At 66.6% G+C, this 21,176-nt stretch carries 23 protein-coding genes and 1 pseudogene; 8 read left to right on the forward strand and 16 right to left on the reverse strand.

What is annotated here, in order from left to right; all coding sequences use genetic code 11:
* Window positions 1-9 precede the first annotated feature (9 nt).
* The 9 genes from G335_RS0105545 to rpoE form a co-directional block, all read right to left on the reverse strand.
* On the reverse strand, window positions 10-366 hold the full coding sequence (locus G335_RS0105545; RefSeq protein ID WP_018144062.1) for a DUF4845 domain-containing protein: 357 nt from the start codon (window positions 364-366) through the stop codon (window positions 10-12).
* Window positions 367-425: 59 nt separating this feature from the next.
* On the reverse strand, window positions 426-1,196 hold the full coding sequence (lepB, locus tag G335_RS0105550) for a signal peptidase I (protein WP_018176114.1): 771 nt from the start codon (window positions 1,194-1,196) through the stop codon (window positions 426-428).
* Window positions 1,197-1,263: 67 nt separating this feature from the next.
* Window positions 1,264-3,072 carry a translation elongation factor 4 gene (gene lepA, locus G335_RS0105555; RefSeq protein WP_018144064.1) on the reverse strand — a complete coding sequence of 603 codons (1,809 nt, stop codon included), beginning with the start codon at window positions 3,070-3,072 and terminating at the stop codon, window positions 1,264-1,266.
* Entirely contained in the window at window positions 3,069-3,308 is a 240-nt protein-coding gene (locus G335_RS0105560; RefSeq protein WP_018144065.1) for a glutaredoxin family protein, read from the reverse strand. The genes lepA and G335_RS0105560 overlap by 4 nt, the downstream gene beginning before the upstream one ends.
* Before the next feature lie 110 nt (window positions 3,309-3,418).
* Window positions 3,419-4,843, reverse strand: a complete 1,425-nt coding sequence (locus G335_RS0105565) for a DegQ family serine endoprotease (protein ID WP_018176115.1) — start codon at window positions 4,841-4,843, stop codon at window positions 3,419-3,421.
* Between the two features lie 81 nt (window positions 4,844-4,924).
* Window positions 4,925-5,413, reverse strand: coding sequence for a SoxR reducing system RseC family protein (locus G335_RS0105570; protein WP_018144067.1), 489 nt, complete (start codon window positions 5,411-5,413; stop codon window positions 4,925-4,927).
* A 22-nt stretch (window positions 5,414-5,435) separates the two neighbouring features.
* Window positions 5,436-6,422 (reverse strand): MucB/RseB C-terminal domain-containing protein, encoded by a 987-nt coding sequence (locus tag G335_RS0105575; protein ID WP_018144068.1) that lies wholly within the window; start codon window positions 6,420-6,422, stop codon window positions 5,436-5,438.
* Between the two features lie 6 nt (window positions 6,423-6,428).
* Window positions 6,429-6,995, reverse strand: a complete 567-nt coding sequence (locus G335_RS0105580) for a sigma-E factor negative regulatory protein (protein ID WP_018176116.1) — start codon at window positions 6,993-6,995, stop codon at window positions 6,429-6,431.
* A gap of 12 nt (window positions 6,996-7,007) precedes the next feature.
* A complete protein-coding gene (gene rpoE, locus G335_RS0105585; protein ID WP_018168138.1) occupies window positions 7,008-7,589 on the reverse strand; it encodes an RNA polymerase sigma factor RpoE in 582 nt (193 codons plus the stop codon).
* Between the two features lie 144 nt (window positions 7,590-7,733).
* On the opposite strand from rpoE, the gene nadB reads away from it, so the two are divergent.
* A complete protein-coding gene (nadB, locus tag G335_RS0105590) occupies window positions 7,734-9,374 on the forward strand; it encodes an L-aspartate oxidase (protein WP_018176117.1) in 1,641 nt (546 codons plus the stop codon).
* Between the two features lie 233 nt (window positions 9,375-9,607).
* On the opposite strand, the gene G335_RS0105595 is transcribed toward nadB, so the two are convergent.
* The 3 genes from G335_RS0105595 to G335_RS0105605 are packed head-to-tail and all read right to left on the reverse strand — an operon-like array spanning window position 9,608 to window position 12,043.
* Complete coding sequence (locus tag G335_RS0105595; RefSeq protein ID WP_018176118.1) at window positions 9,608-10,336, reverse strand: ferredoxin--NADP reductase; 729 nt, start codon at window positions 10,334-10,336, stop codon at window positions 9,608-9,610.
* The gene (gene mazG / locus G335_RS0105600) at window positions 10,333-11,247 is read right to left on the reverse strand and encodes a nucleoside triphosphate pyrophosphohydrolase (protein WP_018176119.1); all 915 of its coding nucleotides are present in this window, start codon (window positions 11,245-11,247) and stop codon (window positions 10,333-10,335) included. The genes G335_RS0105595 and mazG overlap by 4 nt, the downstream gene beginning before the upstream one ends.
* A 43-nt stretch (window positions 11,248-11,290) precedes the next feature.
* On the reverse strand, window positions 11,291-12,043 hold the full coding sequence (locus tag G335_RS0105605; RefSeq protein ID WP_018168135.1) for an MBL fold metallo-hydrolase: 753 nt from the start codon (window positions 12,041-12,043) through the stop codon (window positions 11,291-11,293).
* A gap of 216 nt (window positions 12,044-12,259) precedes the next feature.
* Between G335_RS0105605 and G335_RS0105610 the strand changes: the two genes are divergently transcribed.
* The 7 genes and pseudogenes from G335_RS0105610 (at window position 12,260) to G335_RS14335 (ending at window position 17,757) form a co-directional block, all read left to right on the forward strand.
* Complete coding sequence (locus G335_RS0105610) at window positions 12,260-12,499, forward strand: BolA family protein (protein WP_018144075.1); 240 nt, start codon at window positions 12,260-12,262, stop codon at window positions 12,497-12,499.
* Window positions 12,500-12,519: 20 nt separating this feature from the next.
* Window positions 12,520-12,924 (forward strand): hypothetical protein, encoded by a 405-nt coding sequence (locus tag G335_RS0105615; protein WP_018176120.1) that lies wholly within the window; start codon window positions 12,520-12,522, stop codon window positions 12,922-12,924.
* Window positions 12,921-13,475, forward strand: a complete 555-nt coding sequence (locus G335_RS0105620) for a hypothetical protein (RefSeq protein WP_018176121.1) — start codon at window positions 12,921-12,923, stop codon at window positions 13,473-13,475. The genes G335_RS0105615 and G335_RS0105620 overlap by 4 nt, the downstream gene beginning before the upstream one ends.
* 86 nt (window positions 13,476-13,561) lie before the next feature.
* Window positions 13,562-14,773 (forward strand): HDOD domain-containing protein, encoded by a 1,212-nt coding sequence (locus G335_RS0105625; RefSeq protein WP_018176122.1) that lies wholly within the window; start codon window positions 13,562-13,564, stop codon window positions 14,771-14,773.
* 6 nt (window positions 14,774-14,779) lie between these two features.
* Window positions 14,780-15,985 carry an HDOD domain-containing protein gene (locus G335_RS0105630; protein WP_018176123.1) on the forward strand — a complete coding sequence of 402 codons (1,206 nt, stop codon included), beginning with the start codon at window positions 14,780-14,782 and terminating at the stop codon, window positions 15,983-15,985.
* Between the two features lie 62 nt (window positions 15,986-16,047).
* Window positions 16,048-17,004: a lipoyl synthase gene (lipA, locus tag G335_RS0105635; RefSeq protein ID WP_018168129.1), complete on the forward strand. Its 957-nt coding sequence runs from the start codon at window positions 16,048-16,050 to the stop codon at window positions 17,002-17,004.
* Window positions 17,005-17,474: 470 nt separating this feature from the next.
* A pseudogene (locus G335_RS14335) lies at window positions 17,475-17,757 on the forward strand (hypothetical protein).
* A gap of 226 nt (window positions 17,758-17,983) precedes the next feature.
* On the opposite strand, the gene lipB reads toward G335_RS14335, so the two are convergent.
* Genes lipB through G335_RS0105655 form a run of 4 tightly spaced genes read right to left on the reverse strand, consistent with a single transcriptional unit; the run spans window position 17,984 to window position 21,094 of the window.
* On the reverse strand, window positions 17,984-18,688 hold the full coding sequence (lipB, locus tag G335_RS0105640) for a lipoyl(octanoyl) transferase LipB (protein WP_018176124.1): 705 nt from the start codon (window positions 18,686-18,688) through the stop codon (window positions 17,984-17,986).
* Window positions 18,685-18,948, reverse strand: a complete 264-nt coding sequence (locus G335_RS0105645; protein ID WP_018144082.1) for a YbeD family protein — start codon at window positions 18,946-18,948, stop codon at window positions 18,685-18,687. Before G335_RS0105645 ends, lipB begins: the two co-directional genes overlap by 4 nt.
* Complete coding sequence (locus G335_RS0105650; RefSeq protein ID WP_018168126.1) at window positions 18,945-19,832, reverse strand: D-amino acid aminotransferase; 888 nt, start codon at window positions 19,830-19,832, stop codon at window positions 18,945-18,947. The genes G335_RS0105645 and G335_RS0105650 overlap by 4 nt, the downstream gene beginning before the upstream one ends.
* 14 nt (window positions 19,833-19,846) lie before the next feature.
* A complete protein-coding gene (locus G335_RS0105655) occupies window positions 19,847-21,094 on the reverse strand; it encodes a D-alanyl-D-alanine carboxypeptidase family protein (RefSeq protein WP_018168125.1) in 1,248 nt (415 codons plus the stop codon).
* Between the last annotated feature and the right edge of the window lie 82 nt (window positions 21,095-21,176).

A 21,176-nucleotide genomic window follows, 5' to 3' on the forward strand; every position in this document is an offset into this window, starting at 1 on the left:
CTGACCCCATCAGGGGGCCAGCGTCTCGCTGTTCGAGAAGCGCGCCACCACGTCCACATTGCCGAGGAATTCGCGACGCACCTCGTACTGCAGATGCAGCTGGCGGCTGGCGCCATTCTCGGTCACGCTGAAGTCCTCCTCGCCGATCCCGTCGTATACGGAATTGATCTGGAAGCGGCGGTTGATCTCGCGCCACAGTTCGCGTTCGCTCTTCTCTGCCGCGCCGGCCTGGGTGGCGACGTCCTGCATGATCGAGCGCACGGTGAGGAACTGGGTGTACTGCGTGCCCATCTTGATCACGAAGGTACCGACCAGCAGCGCCAGGAAGATCAGCGCGAGAATGGTGATCGCGCCCGCGCCCTGCATCGAGTGTCTGGAATGTTGCATGAAAACCCCGTCCCTGTTTGCCCGCCCCCGCGGGGCTACTAGCGAATCGCCTGGCCAATCCGGGAAAAGTCCCGATGGCCTTCATTGTAATCCCAATGCAGCCAGATGAAGAGCGCACGCCCAACCAGATGCTCCGCGGCGACAAAACCCCAGGACCGGCTGTCGTTGGAATTATCGCGGTTGTCACCGACCATGAAGTAGTGCCCGTCGGGCACGGTGACCGATCCATCCAGGCTGGCCTGCTGCTCGCGCATCAGGGTGTTATAGGTGCGCCCGTCCAGGGTCTCCTCGAAGATCGAGGCACCCGACATCACCTGCCCCGAGCCCTCGCCTTCGAAGGTCCCGACGCGCTCGGCCGACTGCGGCTCCCCATTCACGTACAGGACGCGGTCGCGGAACGCGATGGTGTCGCCCGGCAGGCCGATCACACGCTTGATGTAGTCCTCGGCCGGGTTGCGCGGGTACTTGAACACCACCACCTCGCCCCGCTCCGGTTCCCCGGTGTCGAGAATCTTGGTACGCGTCACCGGCAGACGAATACCGTAGGAAAACTTGCTGACCATGATGAAGTCGCCCACCAGCAGGGTGGGCATCATCGAACCCGAGGGGATGCGAAAGGGCTCGGCCACGAACGAGCGCAGGATCAGCACGATCAGCAGGACCGGGAAGAACGAGCGCGAGTAATCGACGAACCAGGGCATTTCGCGCTGGCGCTCGGGGCTCCGGCGCCGCCGCAGGATCACCCAGCCCAGCCAGATCAGGCCGGTCACGGCGGTTGCCAGCACCAGGATCAGTTCGAGATTTGCCATGCCGTGTCCTCTGTTCCCGGTCCGCCGGGGATCGCCCTGCGACCCGTCCGGGCCGCAGGCCTGGTTGTTACTTCTTGTCGTCGTCTACCGACAGCACCGCGAGGAAGGCTTCCTGCGGGACATCCACCCGGCCGATCGACTTCATGCGTTTCTTGCCGGCCTTCTGCTTTTCCAGCAGCTTGCGCTTGCGCGAGACATCCCCGCCGTAGCACTTGGCCAGCACGTTCTTGCGCATCGCCTTGACCGTGGAGCGCGCGATGATCTTCGACCCGATCGCTGCCTGGATCGCCACCTCGTACATCTGACGCGGGATAATCTTCGCCATGCGTTCGATGATCTGGCGCCCGCGCGACTCGGCGTGGTCGCGATGCACGATTGCCGACAGCGCATCCACCCGGTCGCCGTTGATCAGGATATCCACACGTACCAGCGGCGCGGCCTCGAACCGCAGCGGCTGATAGTCGAACGACGCATAGCCACGGGTCGCGGACTTCAACCGATCGAAGAAGTCCAGCATCACCTCGGACATCGGCAACTCGTAGGCCAGCTGCACCTGGCGCCCCAGGTACTGCATCTTGGTCTGCGACCCGCGCTTTTCCACGCACAGCGTGATCACCGCGCCGACATACTCCTGCGGGACCAGGATATTGGCCTCGATGATCGGCTCGCGGATCTCGCCGATCTCGTTGTTCGGGGGCAGCTCCGAGGGGTTGTGCACCATGACCACCTCGCCGTCGCTTCTTTCCACCTCGTAGACCACGGTGGGCGCGGTGGTGATCAGGTCGAGGTCGTATTCACGCTCCAGGCGCTCCTGCACGATCTCCATGTGCAGCATGCCGAGGAAGCCGCAGCGAAAGCCGAAGCCCAGCGCCTGCGAGGTCTCCGGCTCGAAAGACAGCGCGGCGTCGTTCAGGCGCAACTTGTCCAGGGCATCGCGCAGGTCGTTGAAGTCCTCTGCACTGACCGGGAACAGCCCGGCAAACACCCGCGGCTGAACCTCCTGGAAGCCCGGCACGGGTTCGGAGGCCGGGTTGTTGAAGTCCGTGAAGGTATCCCCGACCTTGGCCCCGGAGATGTCCTTGATGGTCGCGATCAGATAGCCGACATCGCCGACCTCCAGGGTCGCGCGATCCACCGGCTTGGGCGTGAACACCCCCACCCGGCTGACCTCGTGGGCACGCCCGACCGACATCGCCTTGATCTTCTGCCCGGCGCGGAAGCGCCCGGCCTTCACCCGCACCAGCGCGACCACGCCCAGGTAGTTGTCGTACCAGGAGTCGATCACCAGCGCCTTGGGTGCAGCCTCGGAATCGCCCTCCGGCGGCGGGATACGACGCACGATCTCTTCCAGCAGTTCGGCCATCCCCTCGCCGGTCTTCGCGGAGACTCGCAGGGCGTCGGTGGCCTCGATACCGATCACATCCTCGATCTCGGCCGCCACCCGATCCGGCTCGGCGGCCGGCAGGTCGATCTTGTTCAGGACCGGCACGACCTCCAGGCCCTGGTCGAGCGCGGTGTAGCAGTTCGCGACGCTTTGCGCCTCCACCCCCTGCGACGCATCGACCACCAGCAGGGCGCCTTCGCAGGCGAACAGCGAGCGCGACACCTCGTAGGAGAAATCCACGTGCCCCGGGGTGTCGATGAGGTTCAGCTGGTAGCGCTGACCATCCTGGGCGTCATAGAACAGCGACACGCTCTGCGCCTTGATGGTGATTCCGCGCTCGCGCTCCAGATCCATCGAGTCCAGCACCTGCTCCGACATCTCGCGCTCGGTCAGGCCGTTGCAACCCTGGATCAGGCGGTCCGCCAGCGTGGACTTGCCATGGTCGATATGCGCGATGATGGAGAAATTGCGGGTAAGGCGGGTTTCGGTCATGCAGGGGCCAGTAGGTCCAGCAGTGCCTTTCGGTCGAGGAAATGGCAGCAGAGAATGTCGTCGTCGACCGCGAGCACCGGGACCTTGACGTTGAAACGCGCCTGCAGGTCCGGGTCCTCGTCGATGTCGACGACCGTAAGCGCGAAAGTATAACGGCTTTTGAGGGCCATGATCTCGGCCAGCATGTCATGGCAGAGACCGCAGCTCTCGCGATGATAAAGGGTCAGTTCGGTCATCCAGAAACGATTGGGAGGGCTGCCGAACCCGCCGGCAGCCCTCCCGTTCTCCATTGCTGCCCCGCAGCACCCGCGCCGTTGGACCCGCGCGAGCGCAGCACGAGGCGGTTTCAGTCCCGCGGAACGCGCAGGGCGATATAGGTCGGATTGCCGCCACGGTACACCAGTACCGGCACCGTGCGCCGCTCACCCACCTCTTCGATCCGCTTCTCCAGGCTCTCCACCGAGTCGACCGCATGGCCGCCAAACTGGACGATCACGTCGCCGGAGCGCACCCCGGCCGAGCGCGCCGGATTGTCGGTGACGTCCCGGACCACCAGGCCGCCATCGACGTCCAGCTCTGCGGCACGCTCGGCATCCAGCGGCTCCAGGACCATCCCCAACAGGCTTTGCGGCTCGGTCCGCTCCGGGGCCTCACGCTGCGGCCCGCCGCGCTGGGCGGAGATATCCTCCGGCAGACGCTCGATCTCGACGATGATGGTACGAGTCTCGTCACCACGGCGCACCTCGACCTCGGCCTCGGCGCCCACCGGCGTGCGCCCGACAATCGGCGGCAGTGCGGACGAGTTCGGCACCTCGATGCCGTTGAACGACAGGATTACGTCCCCGGTTTCAAAGCCGGCCTTCTGCGCCGGACTGTCCGGCTGCACGCGCGAGACCAGCGCCCCGGCCGGCTTGTCCATGCCGAAGGAGTCGGCCAGCTCGCGGGTCACTTCCTGGATCAGCACACCCAGCCAGCCACGCGTCACCTCGCCGTGCTCGCGCAACTGCTGTACCACGTCGCCCACCATCTCGATCGGTACGGCAAAGGACAGCCCCATGAAACCGCCGGTCCGGCTGTAGATCTGCGCGTTGACGCCAATCACCTCGCCATCCAGGTTCAGCAGCGGCCCCCCGGAATTGCCCGGGTTGATAGCCACATCGGTCTGAATGAACGGCACGTAATTCTCGCTCGGGAGGCTGCGCCCCTTGGCACTGACGATGCCGGCGGTCACCGAGTGATCGAAGCCGAACGGCGAACCGATCGCCAGCACCCATTCGCCAACCTTCAGATCGGACGAGGAGCCGAGTTTCAGAGTGGGCAGGTTCTCGGCGTCAATCTTGAGCAGGGCCACATCACTCTGCGGGTCCTTGCCAACGATCTCGGCGTCGAACACGCGCCGGTCGGACAGGTGCACGACAACCTCCGAGGCGCCCTCCACCACATGGTTCGCGGTGATGATGTAGCCATCTTCGGTATAGATGAACCCGGAACCCAGCGAGTTGCGCTCGAAGCGCTCAGGCCCGCGCGGGCCTTCGCCCCCGGGGCCCCCAAAGAAACGTTCGAACAGGTCCTCGAAGGGCGAGCCCTCGAAGTCCGGCATCTGACTGCGATGCGGGTTCTCGCGCTCGCGGGTGGTCGCGATATTCACCACCGCCGGGCTGTGCTCCTCCGCCAGCGGCACGAAGTCCGGCAGCATGCGCGCCGAGGCCGGCAGCGACAGGGCGAGAAAGGTCAGGGCCACCAGTGCCCATTGCATCGGTTTCATCATCATCCAGCCCGCATTGGGAAGTCGTAGGTTCATGGCTCTAGAAAGCCGGCCCGGCCACAAGTTCCCGGCGACCGGCGCGAAGATTCAGGGCCGGGGCGCAGCCATGGGTGCCGCAGCGCGGTGGGTTCCCGTGGCCGGATGGCGCTCCAGCAGCACCGGCGCCAGATCCGGGGCGCGCCGGCGCAGCCAGGCGCGCACGCCGAGCAGCCCGCCCGCGAACCCCAGGGCCCCGGCCAGCAAGTGAAAGCCCTCTCCGAGTCCGGGCACGACCAGCATCAGCAGTGCCGGCGCCGCCACCAGGCCGGCGAGCGGCAACAGGTACATCGCCAGGGCCCCCGAAACCAGCGCCTGATCGCGAATACCCAGGGTCACGGTATCTCCCGGCTGCAGCGAGCCGGGATGGCCGATGGACACCTCCACTGCCTTGCGGCCCAGCACCTCGGACAGGACGCCGCTGCCGCAGCCCGTCCGGGCCGAACAACTGCCGCAGGTCGAACGGCGCTCGATACGCACACGCGCCGCGTAGCCCTCCACCGAGAGCACGGTTCCCTGTTCGCGGATCCATTCACTCATGCTTGCGAGCCCATGTGGCGATTCAATTGCCGGGGTGATGCACCACGGCGTCCAGCACGCCCCGCACCGTCGCCTGCGGGACATCGCCCACCGCAGTGACCTGGTGCCCCGCGATCGAACGCGCGGCCCCGTGCGTGGCCCCGGCACGTGTCGTGCCCTCGAACATCTGCTCGCCGCTGGCCTTCTCGATATAGACCGAGACCGAGGCCAGACCGTCGCTCAACACGAAATGACGCAGGCTGGCCTGGTCGTCTCCGACACGGCGTTCGGACGCGGCAATCGCGGAAAAGCCATCCGGCAGGTTGGCAAAGCTCCAGCCGTCCATGCCGGTCTGCTCGTCCCAGTCGGGCTTCTTGTGCCCATGGTCGGCTCGCACCTCGACATGCTCGGCGTCCTCGCGGGTCGCCTCGAGGGCGGTTTCCGCGACCTCGTCAAGATGCTCAAGATCGGTAAAGGCCAGGCGCTCGAGCAGCGCCCCGTGACCGTCGTACAGCTCGCTGAGCAAGGGGAGCGCGGTCGCGGTGTGCAGGCAGTAGCGATGGCTGTAACGCAGCATATCGCGGGCACGCGCTAGGATCATGCGGCACTCGAGACCGGCGACGCGGTCCACGCCCATGTCTTCCAGGGCGTAGTGATCGTGATGTTCGAGCAGGAAGACCGGCGCTCCGGCCGGCCAGTGCGGGGCCCCTCCACCACCTTCGCCGGCTGCGGCCCGGGCTCCCTTCAACGCGCTCAGACGGTCGACCGACCGCAGGATCTCGCGGTGGCTTCCGGTCAGGGTTTCCAGGCGCTCGCGGTAGCCACCGTTCTCGGCGGCGTGCACCACACGAATGGCGTCCAGTCGGTCATCCCGCTGGAGCACGAAAGTTCCCTGGTAACTCTCCGAATGCAGGCTGCTGGTCATCCGCTGCAGCCAGTCTGCCGGGGATTGATCCCCGGCCAGAACCGGCAACGGAACGCAGCAAAGTGCAGTGGCGGCAACCAGGACGAACGGCAGGCCGCGGCGCATCACGCGTTACTCGTCACTCACCGAGTAACGAACCCGGCCCAGGGCGGTAGAACCCGGCCCGGTCAGTTCCGCGTGATTTTCGAGGTAGCGGGCAAAACGTGGGTCCAGCGACTCGCGTCCGGCGGCCGGGGCCTCGACGTCGGAGGTACTGGCCCGCTGCACGCCATCGGCGACCTGTGCCGGGGTACGAGTCTCGCTGGCGACCGGAGCGGCCTCCTGCGTGCCCGTGTCGGGCCCCAGCATCTGCATCCCGACCAGGGTCACCATCGCGACCGCGGCGGCCACGCCGGTGCCCGCAACCGGCTTCAGCCAGCGCGGCTGCGCCGGCTTGTGGGCAGCCGACAGCGGCGCCTCGTCGGCCAGGGCCGCATGGATACCGTCCATGAAGTTCGCGGGGGCCGTGCGGCGCATCCCGCCGCGCAGACTATCGCCGATCAGGTGATAGCGTTCCCACTGGCCGCGGTCCTCTTCGGACTTGACCAGTTCATCCATCAGGCGACGCGTCTCGAAGTCATCCGTTTCTCCGTCCACCAGGGCCGAAAGACGTTCATTCTTTGAGACTTGCTCTGTCATGGCGCTACTCGTTCAGTTGTTGTCTAACAAAGGACGCAAGGTCCGGTCGATGGCCTCGCGGGCCCGGAAGATGCGCGACCGGACCGTGCCGATCGGGCATCCCATCGTCTGCGCGATTTCCTCGTAACTCAGTCCCTCGATCTCGCGCAGTGTGATGGCCATCCGAAGGTCGTCGGGCAGTTCCTCGATGGTGCGACGCACCGCCCCTTCAATCTCTTCGGACAACAGCTCCCCCTCCGGGGTTGCACTGTCCTTCAGGGCAGAGTCACCGCCCATCTGTTCCGCGTCCTGCGCATCGATTTCGGCCTCGGGCCGCCGCCGTCCCTGAGAGACAAGGTGATTCTTGGCCGTGTTGATGGCGATGCGGTAGAGCCACGTATAGAACGCACTCTCGCCGCGAAAGTTCGCCAGCCCCTTGTAGGCCTTGATGAAGGCCTCCTGGGACACGTCCAGGGCCGCTGCATGGTCATGGACATAGCGCCCGACCAGGTTGACGATCTTGTGCTGGTACTTCAGCACCAGGACGTCGAAGGCCGCCTTGTCGCCCTTCTGAACTCGCTTGACCAGGGCCTCGTCGGAAGCCTTCTCGCTCATGCGGGGACTCCCGCCAACACGCCAGTCTCCGGTATTCTATGTTGCATGGACCGCCTGACTCGCATTAAGTTCGCTTTGCGCACAACACTGTTGCGCAAGGGCCACAATTCGCTCTGGCAACAAGCGCAGCACGTTACCTGACCCATGGGGACAGTACAACAACCGCGCCTGGCGGACGTCCTCGTGATCGGAAGCGGCGCGGCGGGGCTCTCCGCAGCCCTGCATCTGGCCCCGCACCGTCGCGTCACCGTGATCAGCAAGGGCCCGGTGGACGAGGGTTCTACCCGCTATGCCCAGGGCGGGATCTCGGCAGTCCTCGACCGCACCGACTCCTTCGATGCCCACATTCAGGACACCCTGGACGCGGGCGCGGGCCTGTGTGACCCGGACGCCGTGCGCCGCACCGTGGCGGCGGGCCCCGAGGCGATCCACTGGCTACTCAACCTCGGCGTGCCGTTCACCCGCGAGCCGCTCGAGGGCCGCAGCCGGCTGCACCTGACCCGCGAGGGCGGGCACAGCGCCCGGCGCGTCGCGCACGCCGCCGATGCCACCGGGCGAGCCATCGAAGAAGCCCTGGTGCGCAGCGCCTCGGGCCAGGGCAGCATCGAGGTGTTCGAACGCCACGTCGCCGTGGACCTGATCACTCACCCGGTGGATGGCAGCCGGCGCGTAATCGGCGCCTACGTGCAGGACGCCAAGACCCGTGAGGTGGAGACTATCCTCGCCCCGACCGTGATCCTCGCCACCGGCGGCGCCAGCAAGGTCTACCTCTATAGCTCCAATCCGGACGGCTCCACCGGCGACGGCATCGCGATGGCCTGGCGCGCCGGGTGCCGCATCGCCAACATGGAATTCATGCAATTCCACCCGACCTGCCTGTTCCATCCGCGGGCCAAGTCGTTCCTGATCTCCGAGGCGGTCCGCGGCGAGGGTGGTGTCCTGCTCCTGCCGAACGGCGAACGCTTCATGCCGCGCTTCGACGAGCGCGCCGAACTGGCCCCGCGCGACATCGTCGCCCGCGCCGTCGACCACGAGATGAAGCGCCTCGGCATCGACCACGTGAACCTCGACATCAGCCACAAGCCGGCCGAGTTCATCCGCGAACACTTCCCCACGATCCATGAGCGCTGCCTGGAATTCGGCTTCGACATGACCCGCGAGCCGCTGCCGGTGGTGCCGGCCGCGCACTACACCTGCGGCGGCGTGATGGTGAATCACTTCGGCCAGACCGACCTGCCGGGGCTGTACGCCGCCGGCGAGGCCTCCTACACAGGTCTTCACGGCGCGAACCGCATGGCCAGCAACTCGCTCCTGGAGTGCCTGGTGTATGCCCGTGCCGCGGCCGACCACATCCTGTCACAGACCGATCTGCCCGCCCCCGAGAAGCTCCCCGTGCCGCCGGCCTGGGACGAGTCCCGAGTGACCGAGTCACAGGAAGAGGTGGTGGTCGCCCACGACTGGGACGAGCTGCGCCGGCTGATGTGGGATTACGTCGGGATCGTGCGCGCACGCGAACGCCTGCACCGCGCCGAGCGGCGCATCCGCATCCTGCAGGAAGAGATCCACGAGTATTACAGCCACTTCCGCATCTCCCCGGACCTGCTGGAGCTGCGCAACCTGGCCATGGTCGCCGAGATCATCGTGAAGAGTGCCCTGTCGCGCAAGGAAAGCCGCGGGCTGCACTTCATCCGCGACTACCCGGACACCGACCCGGCCCTGGACGGCCAGCCGACCATCCTCGCCCCCGAAAACGCCCTGCGCCCGGGCGACACCCGCCGGCCGTAAACCTTCCGAGTTCGAGCACCGCGCCTGCCTTCCCTCCCGTCATTGCGAGGAGCGCAGCGACGAAGCACAAAAGCAGCGAAGCTGCGTTGAATGCCCGCAGGCCGGCCCGAAGGGCGAGCGGAGCGAGTACCCCCCCACGCTGGCAAAGCGCTGGGATCAGGTGGCCGAGCACATCGATTGCCACGTCGCCTGCGGCGACTCGCAATGACGGGTTCAGCTAGACACGCGGCGCGTTACCACCACTTCTCGTATTTCAGCTGCGCCTCGGGGATGCCCCATTCCGCCAGCAGGGTGGCCATGTCCTCGATGAACTCGCGCGAACCACAGAAGTAGAACAGCGCATCGCGCGGCAGATCGAGCGACTCCAGCAGCCGATGACTGATACGTCCGGTATGGCCCAGCCAGTCCTCGGCCTCGCGGGTCACGGTCAGGCTGACGTCGATATTCGGCGCCCTGGCCATCGCCTCCAGCTCCTGCGGGAACAGCACCTCGTCCTGGTGCGCCACGCTGTACACCAGATGCGCATAGACCTCGGGCATGTCGGCGTGGATCGCGCGCAGGATGCCGAACAGCGGCGTCACGCCGATGCCGGCCCCCAGCAGCACGACATTCCTTGCCATGCCGGGCTCGAAGAAGAAACTGCCCTGTCCCGGCGTGATGTACACGGTGTCGCCTTCCTGCGCGACCGCGTGCAGGTGATGCGTCGCGTGGTGGTGGTCAGCGTACTTGATGGCCAGTTGCAAACGGCCATCCGCGCGCGGCGCGGACACGACCGAATAACCACCGACGAAGGGCTTGCCCTCGGGTTGCGGGATCACCAGATCCAGCCACTGGCCGGCCTTGCTGGTAAAGCGCTGCGGGTCCGCGGCCAGGGTGAACACCTTGATCAACGGGGTGACCTGCTCGATCGTCTCGATCCGGGCCGGCAGAAAGTGGTCGGGCAGTTCGACGGCGTCGCTCATCTCGGGTCCTTGGTCTCGGATTCGTCGTAAGGCTGGCGCTCGCGGCGCCGCGCCTCCTGATAAAGGGTCTCCTGGGCCGCGAAGTCCAGCGCCCCCAGGGGCTCGCCGCGCGCGGCGGCCAGGGCCTCCATATGCCGGAAGCGGGCCTCGAACTTGCGCGTACTTCCGCGCAGCGCCCCCTCCGGATCCACACCCAGGTGGCGCGCCCAGTTACTGACGGCAAACAGCACGTCGCCGACCTCCTCGGCGATGCGCGCCTCGGCCTCGCCCTGATCCACGGCCTCCTGTACCTCGGCCAGCTCCTCGTGGATCTTGGCGACCACCGGCGCCGGATCGTCCCAGTCAAAACCGAGCCGGGCGGCGCGGCGCTGGCTCTTCACCGCCCGCGACAGGGCCGGCAGAGCCAGCGGGATGTCGTCCATGGCACTGGTCTGGGCGCGATCGGCACGCTCCCGGGCCTTGTCCGCCTCCCAGGCCGCCTCGCGCTCCGCATCCGAGGCATGCTCGACATCGGCAAACACGTGCGGATGCCGGCGCACCAGCTTGTCGCCGATCGCGCGCGCTACATCATCCAGATCGAAACGCCCGGCCTCCTCGGCGATGCGCGCCTGGAATACCACCTGGAACAGCAGGTCGCCCAGCTCATCGCGCAACTCGCGGGTATCCGCGACCTCGCCCTCGTCGCGGGCGATCACGTCGGCCAGTTCATAGGCCTCCTCCAGGGTGAACGGGACGATAGTCCCGGCCGTCTGCGCCCGATCCCAGGCACAGCCGGATTCGGGATCGCGCAGCCGCGCCATGATCGCGCGCAGGCGATCCAGCGGACCCAGCACGTCAACGGGTGTGAGTTCGGTCATCGCGGGAGTGTACGGGGTCCGGCAGGCGGTAAAAACCGCCCACCGGATGAACATTCGGAACCGGTGGCTCCTGGCGGAGCCACCGGAAGGGGTCGGACTAACCCTGCTGATCGGTCTCGCAGAGGCGCCTCTTCTCGTCCGGCAGGTTGTCGGGGCAGATCCCGCAACCCTCGTTGCCCGGCAGGGCCCAGTCGATCTTCTTCGGGTACGGCAGGTCCATCTCGTCCATGATCTTCACGAACTCCGCCTCCGGCTTGCCCTTGCCCAGGCGCGGGTTGCGCATCTTCTCCTGGCCGATGGTGGTGATCTGGCGCTCTTCGTAATCATGCGCGGGATACACCAGGGTCTCGTCCGGCAGGGTGAAGAACTTGTCGTGGATCGAGTGATAGAGCGTCTTGGCATCCCCCGACTGGAAATCGGTGCGGCCACAGGCCTCGATCAGCAGGGCGTCGCCGGAGAACAGCATTTTCAGGCCCACGTGATCCATCAGGTAGGCGTGGTGCGCATCCGTGTGTCCCGGGGTATAGAGCGGGTTGACCACCAGGTTGCCCACCTGGAAGGGCTCGCCCTCGCGCAAGCCGAAATCGCGACACGGCAGTTCGTCCATCGCCGGCCCGCCCAGCTTGCAGCCGGTCTTTTCGCGCAGCATCCGGGCGCCGGTGATGTGGTCGGCGTGGATATGGGTCTCGATGACGTAATCGAGGCTCAGGCCCATCTCCTGCAACACGCGCATGTCGCGGTCGACGGTTTCGATGACCGGGTCGATCAATGCGGTCTTACCGGTATCCGGGCAGCTCAGAAGATAGGTATAGGTGGACGACTCGTCCTCGAACAGTTGCTTGAAGATCATTGCGATTGCCTCCATGGCCCGGCGGGCCGAACGTTATTGACCTGATGCTAGCGCAGCCAACCCGGAACAACCCAAACCAGCCCGACAATCCATGCAGGTGTTTTCCTACGAACCCGTGCCGCGGGAACGAGTTCCCCGCGTGGGGGAACTTCTGTCAGGCCCATCGCCCGGCTATCATCCGCGGCTGACCAATACGCACCAATCAGGGGACTCATCATGGATGCCAATCAAGTGGCCGAACTCATTCGCGCCGGCCTGCCGTCGGCCGAGAAGGTCGAGGTTACCGGAGGCGAGGGCAAGTTCGAGGCCCTGGTCGTCAGCCCACAGTTTGCTGGCATGAACGCGGTCAAGAAACATCAGACCGTCTACGCCACCGTGCGCGAGCAGATCGACTCCGGCGAACTCCACGCCCTGTCCATCCGCGCCTTCACCCCCGAGGATGCCCCGAACGCCTGAGGCGTTCAGCGCGCGTGCCGATGCTGTCGCCCAAGGGTCGCGAGGAGATCGAACGCCTGCTGGAGGGTGGCCTGGTACACGACTGGGGCGAGGCCGAGACCACCCTGCGCAACGTCACGCGCATGCTGCTGACCACCCGCCCCGACCTCCTGCGCCTGTATTTCACGCCCGAGGCCTGGGAGCAGATCACCGCCTGGCCGCAGAAGAAGGCCGCCAACGCGATCATCGCGGCGCTGCGCACCGGCGTGGTGGACACCCTGGGGCGGCCCGCCATCGCCAACCGCGAGCAGGCGCGATTCTATTTGCTGTGCTTTCAGGACGACCTCACCGAGCGGGTCGACGCCTGGTGCCGCGAGCACCCCGAGGAATGCCCGCGGCGCAGCCGCAAGCGCACCGCGGCCCTGCCCGACGACTCCGACACATGAACAACCCCGCGATCCAGACCTGTGGCGACCCGGCCCTGCAGGACGCGCTGGTGACCCTGTTCGCCCGCTACGGCCTGCGCCTGGTCGTGCACCCGGCCCAGGCGCCGCTGCCCGGCAGCTGGTGGGGCGAACCCGAGGCCGGAATCGTCGGCCATGACGTGCATGTGCGTCCCGACACCCCCATCCACTCGGCCCTGCATGAGGCCGGACACGTCATCTGCATGGACGCAGGACGGCGCGCCGCCCTGCATACCAATGCGGGCGGCGATGACCTGGAGGAGTGCGGCGTATGTTATCTGCAGATCCTGCTGGCCGACGAGATCCCCGGCGTCGGCCGCGACCGGCTGATGCGGGACATGGACGCCTGGGGCTACAGCTTCCGCCTGGGAAATACCGCCGCCTGGTTCCGCGAGGATGCCGCCGATGCGCGGGGCTTCCTGCAAGCCCATGACCTGATCGACGCCGCCGACCGACCGCGCTTCGCCTGCCGTGGGGCGGCGTCAGCGCTTCCCGCCACCGGATCGGATGCTACACTGGCACCAGTCGAGTAACCCGCGCAGCGGGTACGCCCCGCGGCCCGCCACGCGGCGCTGCAGCGCGGGAACGGATTGGCACAGCACGGATCGGGAACCGCCCCATGGATAGCACCAGCATTGATGCCCTGCTTCAGGACCTGGACCTGACCTCAAGCCTGTCGGAGCAAGCCCGCAGCGAACTGGCCTCGGCCTGCCTGGCCCGGGAACTGGACGCCGGGCGGCGCCTGCGCCCGCAGGAGGTCGAGGATCGCTACCTGTTCCTGGTACGCGGCCAGCTGGTCCGCGTCAGCGGCGGTAATCCGGCCCGCATCACCCTGGAGTCGACCGATCCGGACAGCCCCCTGCAGATGTTCGACCAGAACATCGGGCAGCAGGACTTCCTCATTACCGAGAAGACCTGTCAGTTGCTGGAGATCCCCACAGCGGCGCTGAAGAAGGCCCACAGTGCCTCGCTCGTAGTGCACGACACCGACCTGGACGACACCGAGGGCGCCTTCTTCGGCGAGCTCTACGACCTGATCACCAGCAATCGGCTGGAATTGCCGACCATGCCGGAGATCGCGCTGCGCATTCAGGAACTGACCAACGATCCGGATGCCGATCTGGACAAGCTCACCGAGGTCATCCAGCGCGACGGGACGATCGCCGGTGCGCTGCTGCACGCCACCAACAGCCCGCTGTTTCGCGCCGCCAAGCAGATCCAGTCCGTGCGCGACGCGGTCAACCGCCTGGGCTTTCGCAACACCCGCATGCTGGCGATGAACATGGCCCTGCGTCAGGCCTTCAAGGCCAAGCACGCCTCGACCCGCGACGCGATGGAGTCCAGCTGGAAACACGGCGCCCTGCAATCGGCCTACAGCTACCTGATCGCGGACTCGCTGAAGCAGCTGGACCGCGAGCGGGCACTGCTGGCCGGGCTGGTCGCCGGGATCGGCGCGGTCCCGATCATCCAGTTCGTGGAGCTGCGCGAGGACCACCCCGACCGCGAGCGCGTGCAGTCGCTGGTGCGGCGCCTGAGCAATCTCGCCGGCGTCCTGGTAATCAACTACTGGGATCTGGGCGGCGACCTGGTAACGGTCGCTGAACACGCCGGAGACTGGGGCTATCGCGCCAGCGAACCGGACTACGCCAGCATCGCCCTGGTCGCGGAATGGGCCACCCGCCGCGCCGAAGGCGAGGCCGTGCCCGATGCCACCGATGTCGCGGCCTTCGAGGTCCTCGGGATCACCCCGCCCCCACCCGGCGAGCCGATCGCGTTCCTGGAAGAGCGCGCCGAGGATCTGGCAGAACTCCGCGCCATGTTCAACGTCTGAACCGCGGTGATCGAGCAACGCCTCCCCCAGCTGCGCCCGTTTTCCGAGCTGAGCGACCGGGCCCGCGACAAGCTACTGCAACACGCCCGGACCATGACGGTGGATCCGGGCTTCAAGCTGCATGCACGCGACGAATTCCGCAGCATGATCTTCCTGCTGGAAGGCCGCATGATCCTGGCCAGCGGGCGCAATTCGGTCATGTTGAAAGGCGACAGCAGCGAAGCGCTGAACCCCCTGTTCGATGCGCACGACTACCACAGCCATGCCATCGCCGCGACTCGCTCGACCCTCGCCATGCTTGATCGCAAGGTCTATGAAACCCTGATCGACGGCGGCGGCCAGGACAGCGTCGAGGTCAGCGAGATCGAGCTATCCGATCTCGAGGGCGAACTGTTCAGCAGCATCTACACCCATGCCTACTCCGGGGAACTGGCCCTGCCCCAGCTCCCCGAGGTTGCCCTGCACCTGCAGCGGGCCCTGAAGGATCCGGATGTCTCCATCGCCGAGGCCACCCGGATCATCGAGGAAGATCCGAGTGTAGCCGGCCGCCTGCTGAGTGTGGCCAACAGCCCGGCCATGGGCAGCCGCCGTGTCGTCTCGCGCCTTCAGGATGCCGTCGCCCGGCTTGGACTGGAACGCACCCGCCAGTTGGTGATGGCCCTGGCGATGCACCAGGTCTTCATCCATCGCGACAACCCCTACCACGAACTGCTGGAACGCCTGTGGCGGCGCTCCGCACGCATTGCCGCGGTCAGTTGCGTGCTGGCCGACCAGTGCGAGGCCGCCGATCCACAGAGTGCGTTGCTCGCCGGACTCCTGCACCGCGTCGGGGCCTTGCCGGTCATCGCCGAGGTCGCCCGCACCCATCCGGATCGAACACCCGGGGAAGTGGAACGCGTACTGTTCCGACTGGAAGGCCTGATCGGCGAACTGGTTGCCCAGCAATGGGACCTGGCATCCGATATCATAGAGGCCATTCGCGATTCCGGCGGCCCGGAAAACCCGGAGGCTCACGCCCTGACCGACATCGTGCGAATCGCCCGCGCCGCATGCCCGCGGGATGCCGAAGACGACCTGCTCGCCGACCGCATCCCGCTCACCGACCTGCGGGCAGTGGAACGCCTCGGCTTTATCCTGGACGAGGACGGCAACCTGCCCGCCATCGAGACGGCTAGGCAGGAAGTCGAGGCGCTGATCCGCGAGGTTGCCTGAGCACGCCCGATCGCCCCACGCCGGCCGCACAACCCGGCCGCCACGAAATTCAGGGAAGGTCCATGGACACTCGAATCCGCCCCCAGCCCGGTGAAAAACAGCGCGCCGCCGACAAGGTCGCGCGCATCCCGGTCAAGATCCATCCCACCGAGAAGCCCCAGCGCAAGCCCAAGTGGATCCGCGCGCAAAGCCAGGCACGGCCCGAGGTACAGCGCATCAAGGGCATCCTGCGCGAGCAGAAACTGCACACCGTCTGCGAGGAGGCCAGCTGCCCGAACCTCGGCGAATGCTTCGCCCACGGCACCGCCACCTTCATGATCATGGGCGACATCTGCACCCGCCGCTGCCCGTTCTGCGACGTCGCCCACGGCCGCCCCGAGGCCCTGGACGCGGACGAGCCCCGTCACCTGGCCGAGACCATCCAGGCGCTTGGCCTCAAGTACGTCGTGATCACCTCGGTGGACCGCGACGACCTGCGCGACGGGGGTGCCGGGCACTTTGTCGACTGCATCCGCGAGGTGCGCTCCCTGAATCCGGGCATGAAAATCGAAATCCTCGTACCGGATTTTCGCGGTCGCATGGATCGCGCGCTCGAAATCATGCAGCAGGCCCCGCCGGACGTGTTCAACCACAACCTGGAGACGGTCCCGCGCCTGTACCGCGAAGCCCGCCCGGGCGCCGACTACGCCTGGTCGCTGGAGCTGCTCCGGCAGTTCCGGGAACAGCACCCTGGCGTGCCGACAAAGTCGGGCCTGATGCTGGGGCTCGGCGAGACCCGTGAAGAACTGCTGGAGGTCCTGCAGGATCTGCGCGACCACGGCTGCGACATGCTGACCCTGGGCCAGTACCTGCAGCCGTCGCGCCATCACCTGCCGGTGACGCGCTTCCTCTCCCCCGAGGAGTTCGACGAGCTCGGCGACCGCGCCCGCGAGATGGGCTTCAAGCAGGTGGCCAGCGGCCCGATGGTCCGCTCGTCCTACCACGCCGACCTCCAGGCCCAGGGCCTCGAAACCGCCTGACCCGTCCCGGCCCCGGTGGCCCGTGCCACCGGCCCATCCAGCCCTGCATCGCGAACCTGGCCCGCTCGGCATCCGGTGTTGACGTGCCTCCGTCCGGCCGCCTGCCGGGTTAGGCTGGTCCCGGTTCGTCCTTCGGTGCTTACGGTGCCTCCGGTCCACCGCCTGCCAGGCGCTCTCTCGCGAGCGCACCGCGCCCGTTGTCGATCAAAAACTGGCTTCTTTGCTCGTGCAAAGAAGTACCCAAGAAACACGCCCGACTGCCGCGACCCCGGCCCGCTGTGCGGGCCGGGGTTTCCCTCGCTCCGAGGCTTTTCGCGGGCGGCGCTGAACTCGCTACGCCTTCGGCTCCGCTCAGACATCCAGCGCCCCGTGTCTATTTAGAATCGTCCCGCGAAAAGCCTCTCCACTCGGCGCGACGACAACGGGGAGGTAGGTCCAAACAACGGCTATCCCCGCGTGCTTGCCAGTGGATGATGGCTAGGTCTTCGAGCATCTTCGGCACGCTCGGCCTTTGGCCATAGCGTGCCGCGCCCGCGAAGCGGGCGCCGGGGGGCGTAGGATGTGATGAGCGCAGCGAATCGCATCAGGGTTTCGCGCGGCGTGGGGAACGGTGCGTTTCGCTGCGCTCATCCGCACCCTGCGGGGTGCGGGCTGGCTGCTGGTGTCTGGATACCGCCTGTTTTGACCTTCTCCTCCCGTATGGAGCCCCTCGTGGAGGGCGTGATGGGCCGGAAGAAGGCGCTGGATGTCTGAGCGAAGCGCAGCGTAGCGAGTTCAGCGCCGCCGGCCCAGCGCGTCCGGAGCGAGGTTCCCGGGCGGAATCCGGGGGCCCTTCTTTGGGTACTTTCTTGGGCAAGCAAGAAAGTACCTCGCGGTGCGCTCGCGAGAGAGCGCCTGGCAGGCGGCCAGACGAAGAAGGCACGTAAACACCGGAGGGTGAACCGGGACCAGCCCACCCTTGGGAAGACCAGGCGACGTGTTACGGCGCCGGGCTGCGGCCCAATGCCTGCACGCGCACCAGTTCGGCGGGCAACGCCGCCTCATGCCGAAGCGCGACATCCGCCCCCTCGTACAGCTGGATGGCGAGATTCGCCAGGAGCGCGTCGCGAACGCGATCGATTGCGACCGGACCACCAAGCTGGACCTGCATGGAGGTCGTCGGCAGGCCCGCATAACCACAGGGGTTGATGCGCGCAAACGGCGCCAGCACCGGTGCCACGTTCAGGGCAAGGCCATGGATGCTGCGGGCGTGGCGCACGCGCAAGCCGAGGGCCGCAATCTTCGCCTGCCCTACATAGACCCCGGGCGCGTTGGCCCGACGTTCGGCCTCGATACCCCATTGGGAGAGCGTCTCGATGATGGCCTGTTCCAGACACTCCACCAGACGCCGCACGCCGATCCCGAGCCGCTTCAAATCGAGCAGCGTGTAGATCACCAGTTGCCCGGGCCCGTGGTAGGTGACCTGACCACCGCGGTCGATCGCCACCACCGGCACGGCCCCGGGATCCAGCAGGTGTTCCGGACGGCCATTGCGCCCCTGGGTGAAGACCGGGGGGTGCTGCACGCACCACAGGGCATCAGGGGCATCGACCGCGCGTTCGCGCCCATGCAACTGCATCGCCTGCCATACCGGAACGTAGGGCTGCAGCCCCAGCTCGCGCACCTCGACCGGGGCCGGTGTCACAGGATCATGCGCACCCGGTCGCAGCGGCCAAGGGAGCGGTAGAAGGCGTCCAGTTGTGCCTGGCTCGTCGCGGTAAAGGTGATGGTGATGCCGACGTAACGGCCGGCGCGCGAGGCCCGTTGCTCGATCACCGCGTCATCGGCATCCAGGTGTTCGGCCACGCAACCCTCTACGGCCTCCATCAACTCTGGATGGGCATCCCCCATCACCTTCACCGGGAACCGGCAGGGAAATTCGATCAGGGTCTCGCGGTCACTCATGCGGCACCTCCGGACTGCATTGGCTCACTCACGGGCGCACCCGGCTTGGCAGCCTGATAGGCCGCATGGAGGGCCTTCCAGACCGGACCAGGATGTCCCGCACCCACGACCCGGTCATTGAGGCGCGTGACCGGGAGGATCTCGCGGGTCGAACTGGTCAGCCAGATCTCCTCGGCCCGTGCCAGCTCCGGCTCGCTTACCGCGCACTCCTCCACCGGATAGCCCAACTCGCGCGCCAGATCGAGAACCCGTGACCGCGTCACCCCGGGCAGCACCGAAGGCGCAAGTGGCGGCGTCACCAGACGGCCGTCGAGGACCACGAGGACGTTGCTGGCCGCACCCTCGGTGAGCTGTCCATCACGCAGCAGGATCGCCTCGACCGCACCCTGCTCGACCGCGGCCTGGCGGTTCAGGACATTGGCCAGCAGCGTGGTCGCCTTGATGTCGCAGTGGCCCCAGCGGCGATCCTCGGCGGTCACGGCCGCCACACCCTCCGTGCGCACCGTCTCCGGCAGAGGACGGATCGGGCTCACCATCGCGAGGACCGTCGGCCGGGCATCCAGCGGGAAGGCATGATCGCGCGGGGCCACGCCGCGGGTCACCTGCAGGTACACCCCCAGATCCGGGGTAGCGGGATCGGCATTGCGCGCCAGCAGATCTTCCAGAAGCGCAGTCCACTGCCCCGCATCAAAGGGGTTGGAGATGCGAATGGCCGCGAGGGACCGATCCAGGCGCTCGAGATGCGCGGGGAGCATGAAGAATTCGCCCGCGTAGCTGGGAATCACTTCGTAGACCGAATCCCCGAACAGGAAACCGCGGTCCAGCGGCGAGATCCGCACCTGGTCCAGCGGCAGATAGTCCCCGTTGAAGTAGGCAATACTCACGCGCGGCCTGCGTGTCAGAACGGCCAGGCCGCCTGGATACCCAGCGCTGCCCCATCCCACAGGCGGCGCACGAGGCCACCTTGCTCCACCGTGTGCAACGCAACCAGTGGCTGGGTACGGATCACTTCGCCATCCAGGCGCACGACCACCTCACCGACCGGGTCACCCGCCGCCAGCGGTGCCTCCAACGGCTGGTGCACCTCCATCGAGGCGTCCAGGTCGTCCTCACGCCCCGGCGGAACCATCACCCAGAAGTCCTCGGCCAGCCCCACGGCGACCTCGGTATCCGCCCCGCGGTAGACCCGTGGCGTTCCCAGTTCGTGCGCCCCTTCGAACAACTTGCGGGTCGCGGTGAAACGCATACCCCAGTTCACCAGCGCCTGGGATTCGTTCGCACGGCGGGTCCCGCCCTGCTGATGGTCGGCCGCCTCGATGCCCATCACCGCGGCCACCAGGCGACGATCATTGCGCTTGGCCGACGACACCAGGTTGTACCCGGCGCTCGAGGTCCAGCCGGTCTTCAGCCCATCAAAGCCGGAATCGCGCCACAGGAGCATATTGCGGTTGCTCTGGGAGATGTCGTTGTACTCGAAGGACCGCTCGCTGTAGTAGCCATAGAGATCCGGGAAATCGCGAATGAGCGCCCGCGCCAGCAGCACCATGTCCTGCGCAGTGGTGTACTGCGACTCCTCGGAAGGCAGGCCATGCGGGTTGGCAAAATAGGACTGGCGCATCCCCAGCTCACGAGCCTGGGAGTTCATCATGTCGACAAAGGCCCCTTCGGAGCCGGCCACATGCTCGGCCAGAGCGGTAGAGGCGTCGTTCCCGGACTGGACAATCATGCCACGCAACAGATCCTCGACCGCGACCTCCTCGCCGACCTCGATGAACATCCGCGATGCCCCGGTCATCCCGGTGCGCCAGGCACGCTCGCTCACCGTGACCATATCGTCCAGCGCCATGCGGCCCTCGGTGATCTCGCCGAACACCACGTAGGCAGTCATCACCTTGGTCAGGCTGGCCGGTTCGCGCTCCACTTGCGGCTCGCGACTGGCCAGCATCAGACCGGAGTCGAAGTCCATCAGCGCATAACTCCCCGCCGTCACATCCGATGGCGGGCGCGGGATCCCGCTGGGGGTGATCGCCCCATCCCCGGCCACGGGCAGTTGCTGTTCCTGCGCGTGCACCGGAGCAAGCACCAGCATCGCGAGCAGGCAGGCCACCAGAAACGGCAAAAAGGGAATGCGGACGGACAGAGTCATGACAGGGAAGGACCTCCTTAAGGACCGGTCTACGATAGCAGAGTGGGGCCCGGGACGGGCCGGAAAAACAACAGCGGCAGAG

The sequence above is a fragment of the Thioalkalivibrio sp. AKL8 genome (assembly GCF_000380525.1).
GTDB classification, from domain to species: Bacteria; Pseudomonadota; Gammaproteobacteria; order Ectothiorhodospirales; family Ectothiorhodospiraceae; genus Thioalkalivibrio; species Thioalkalivibrio versutus.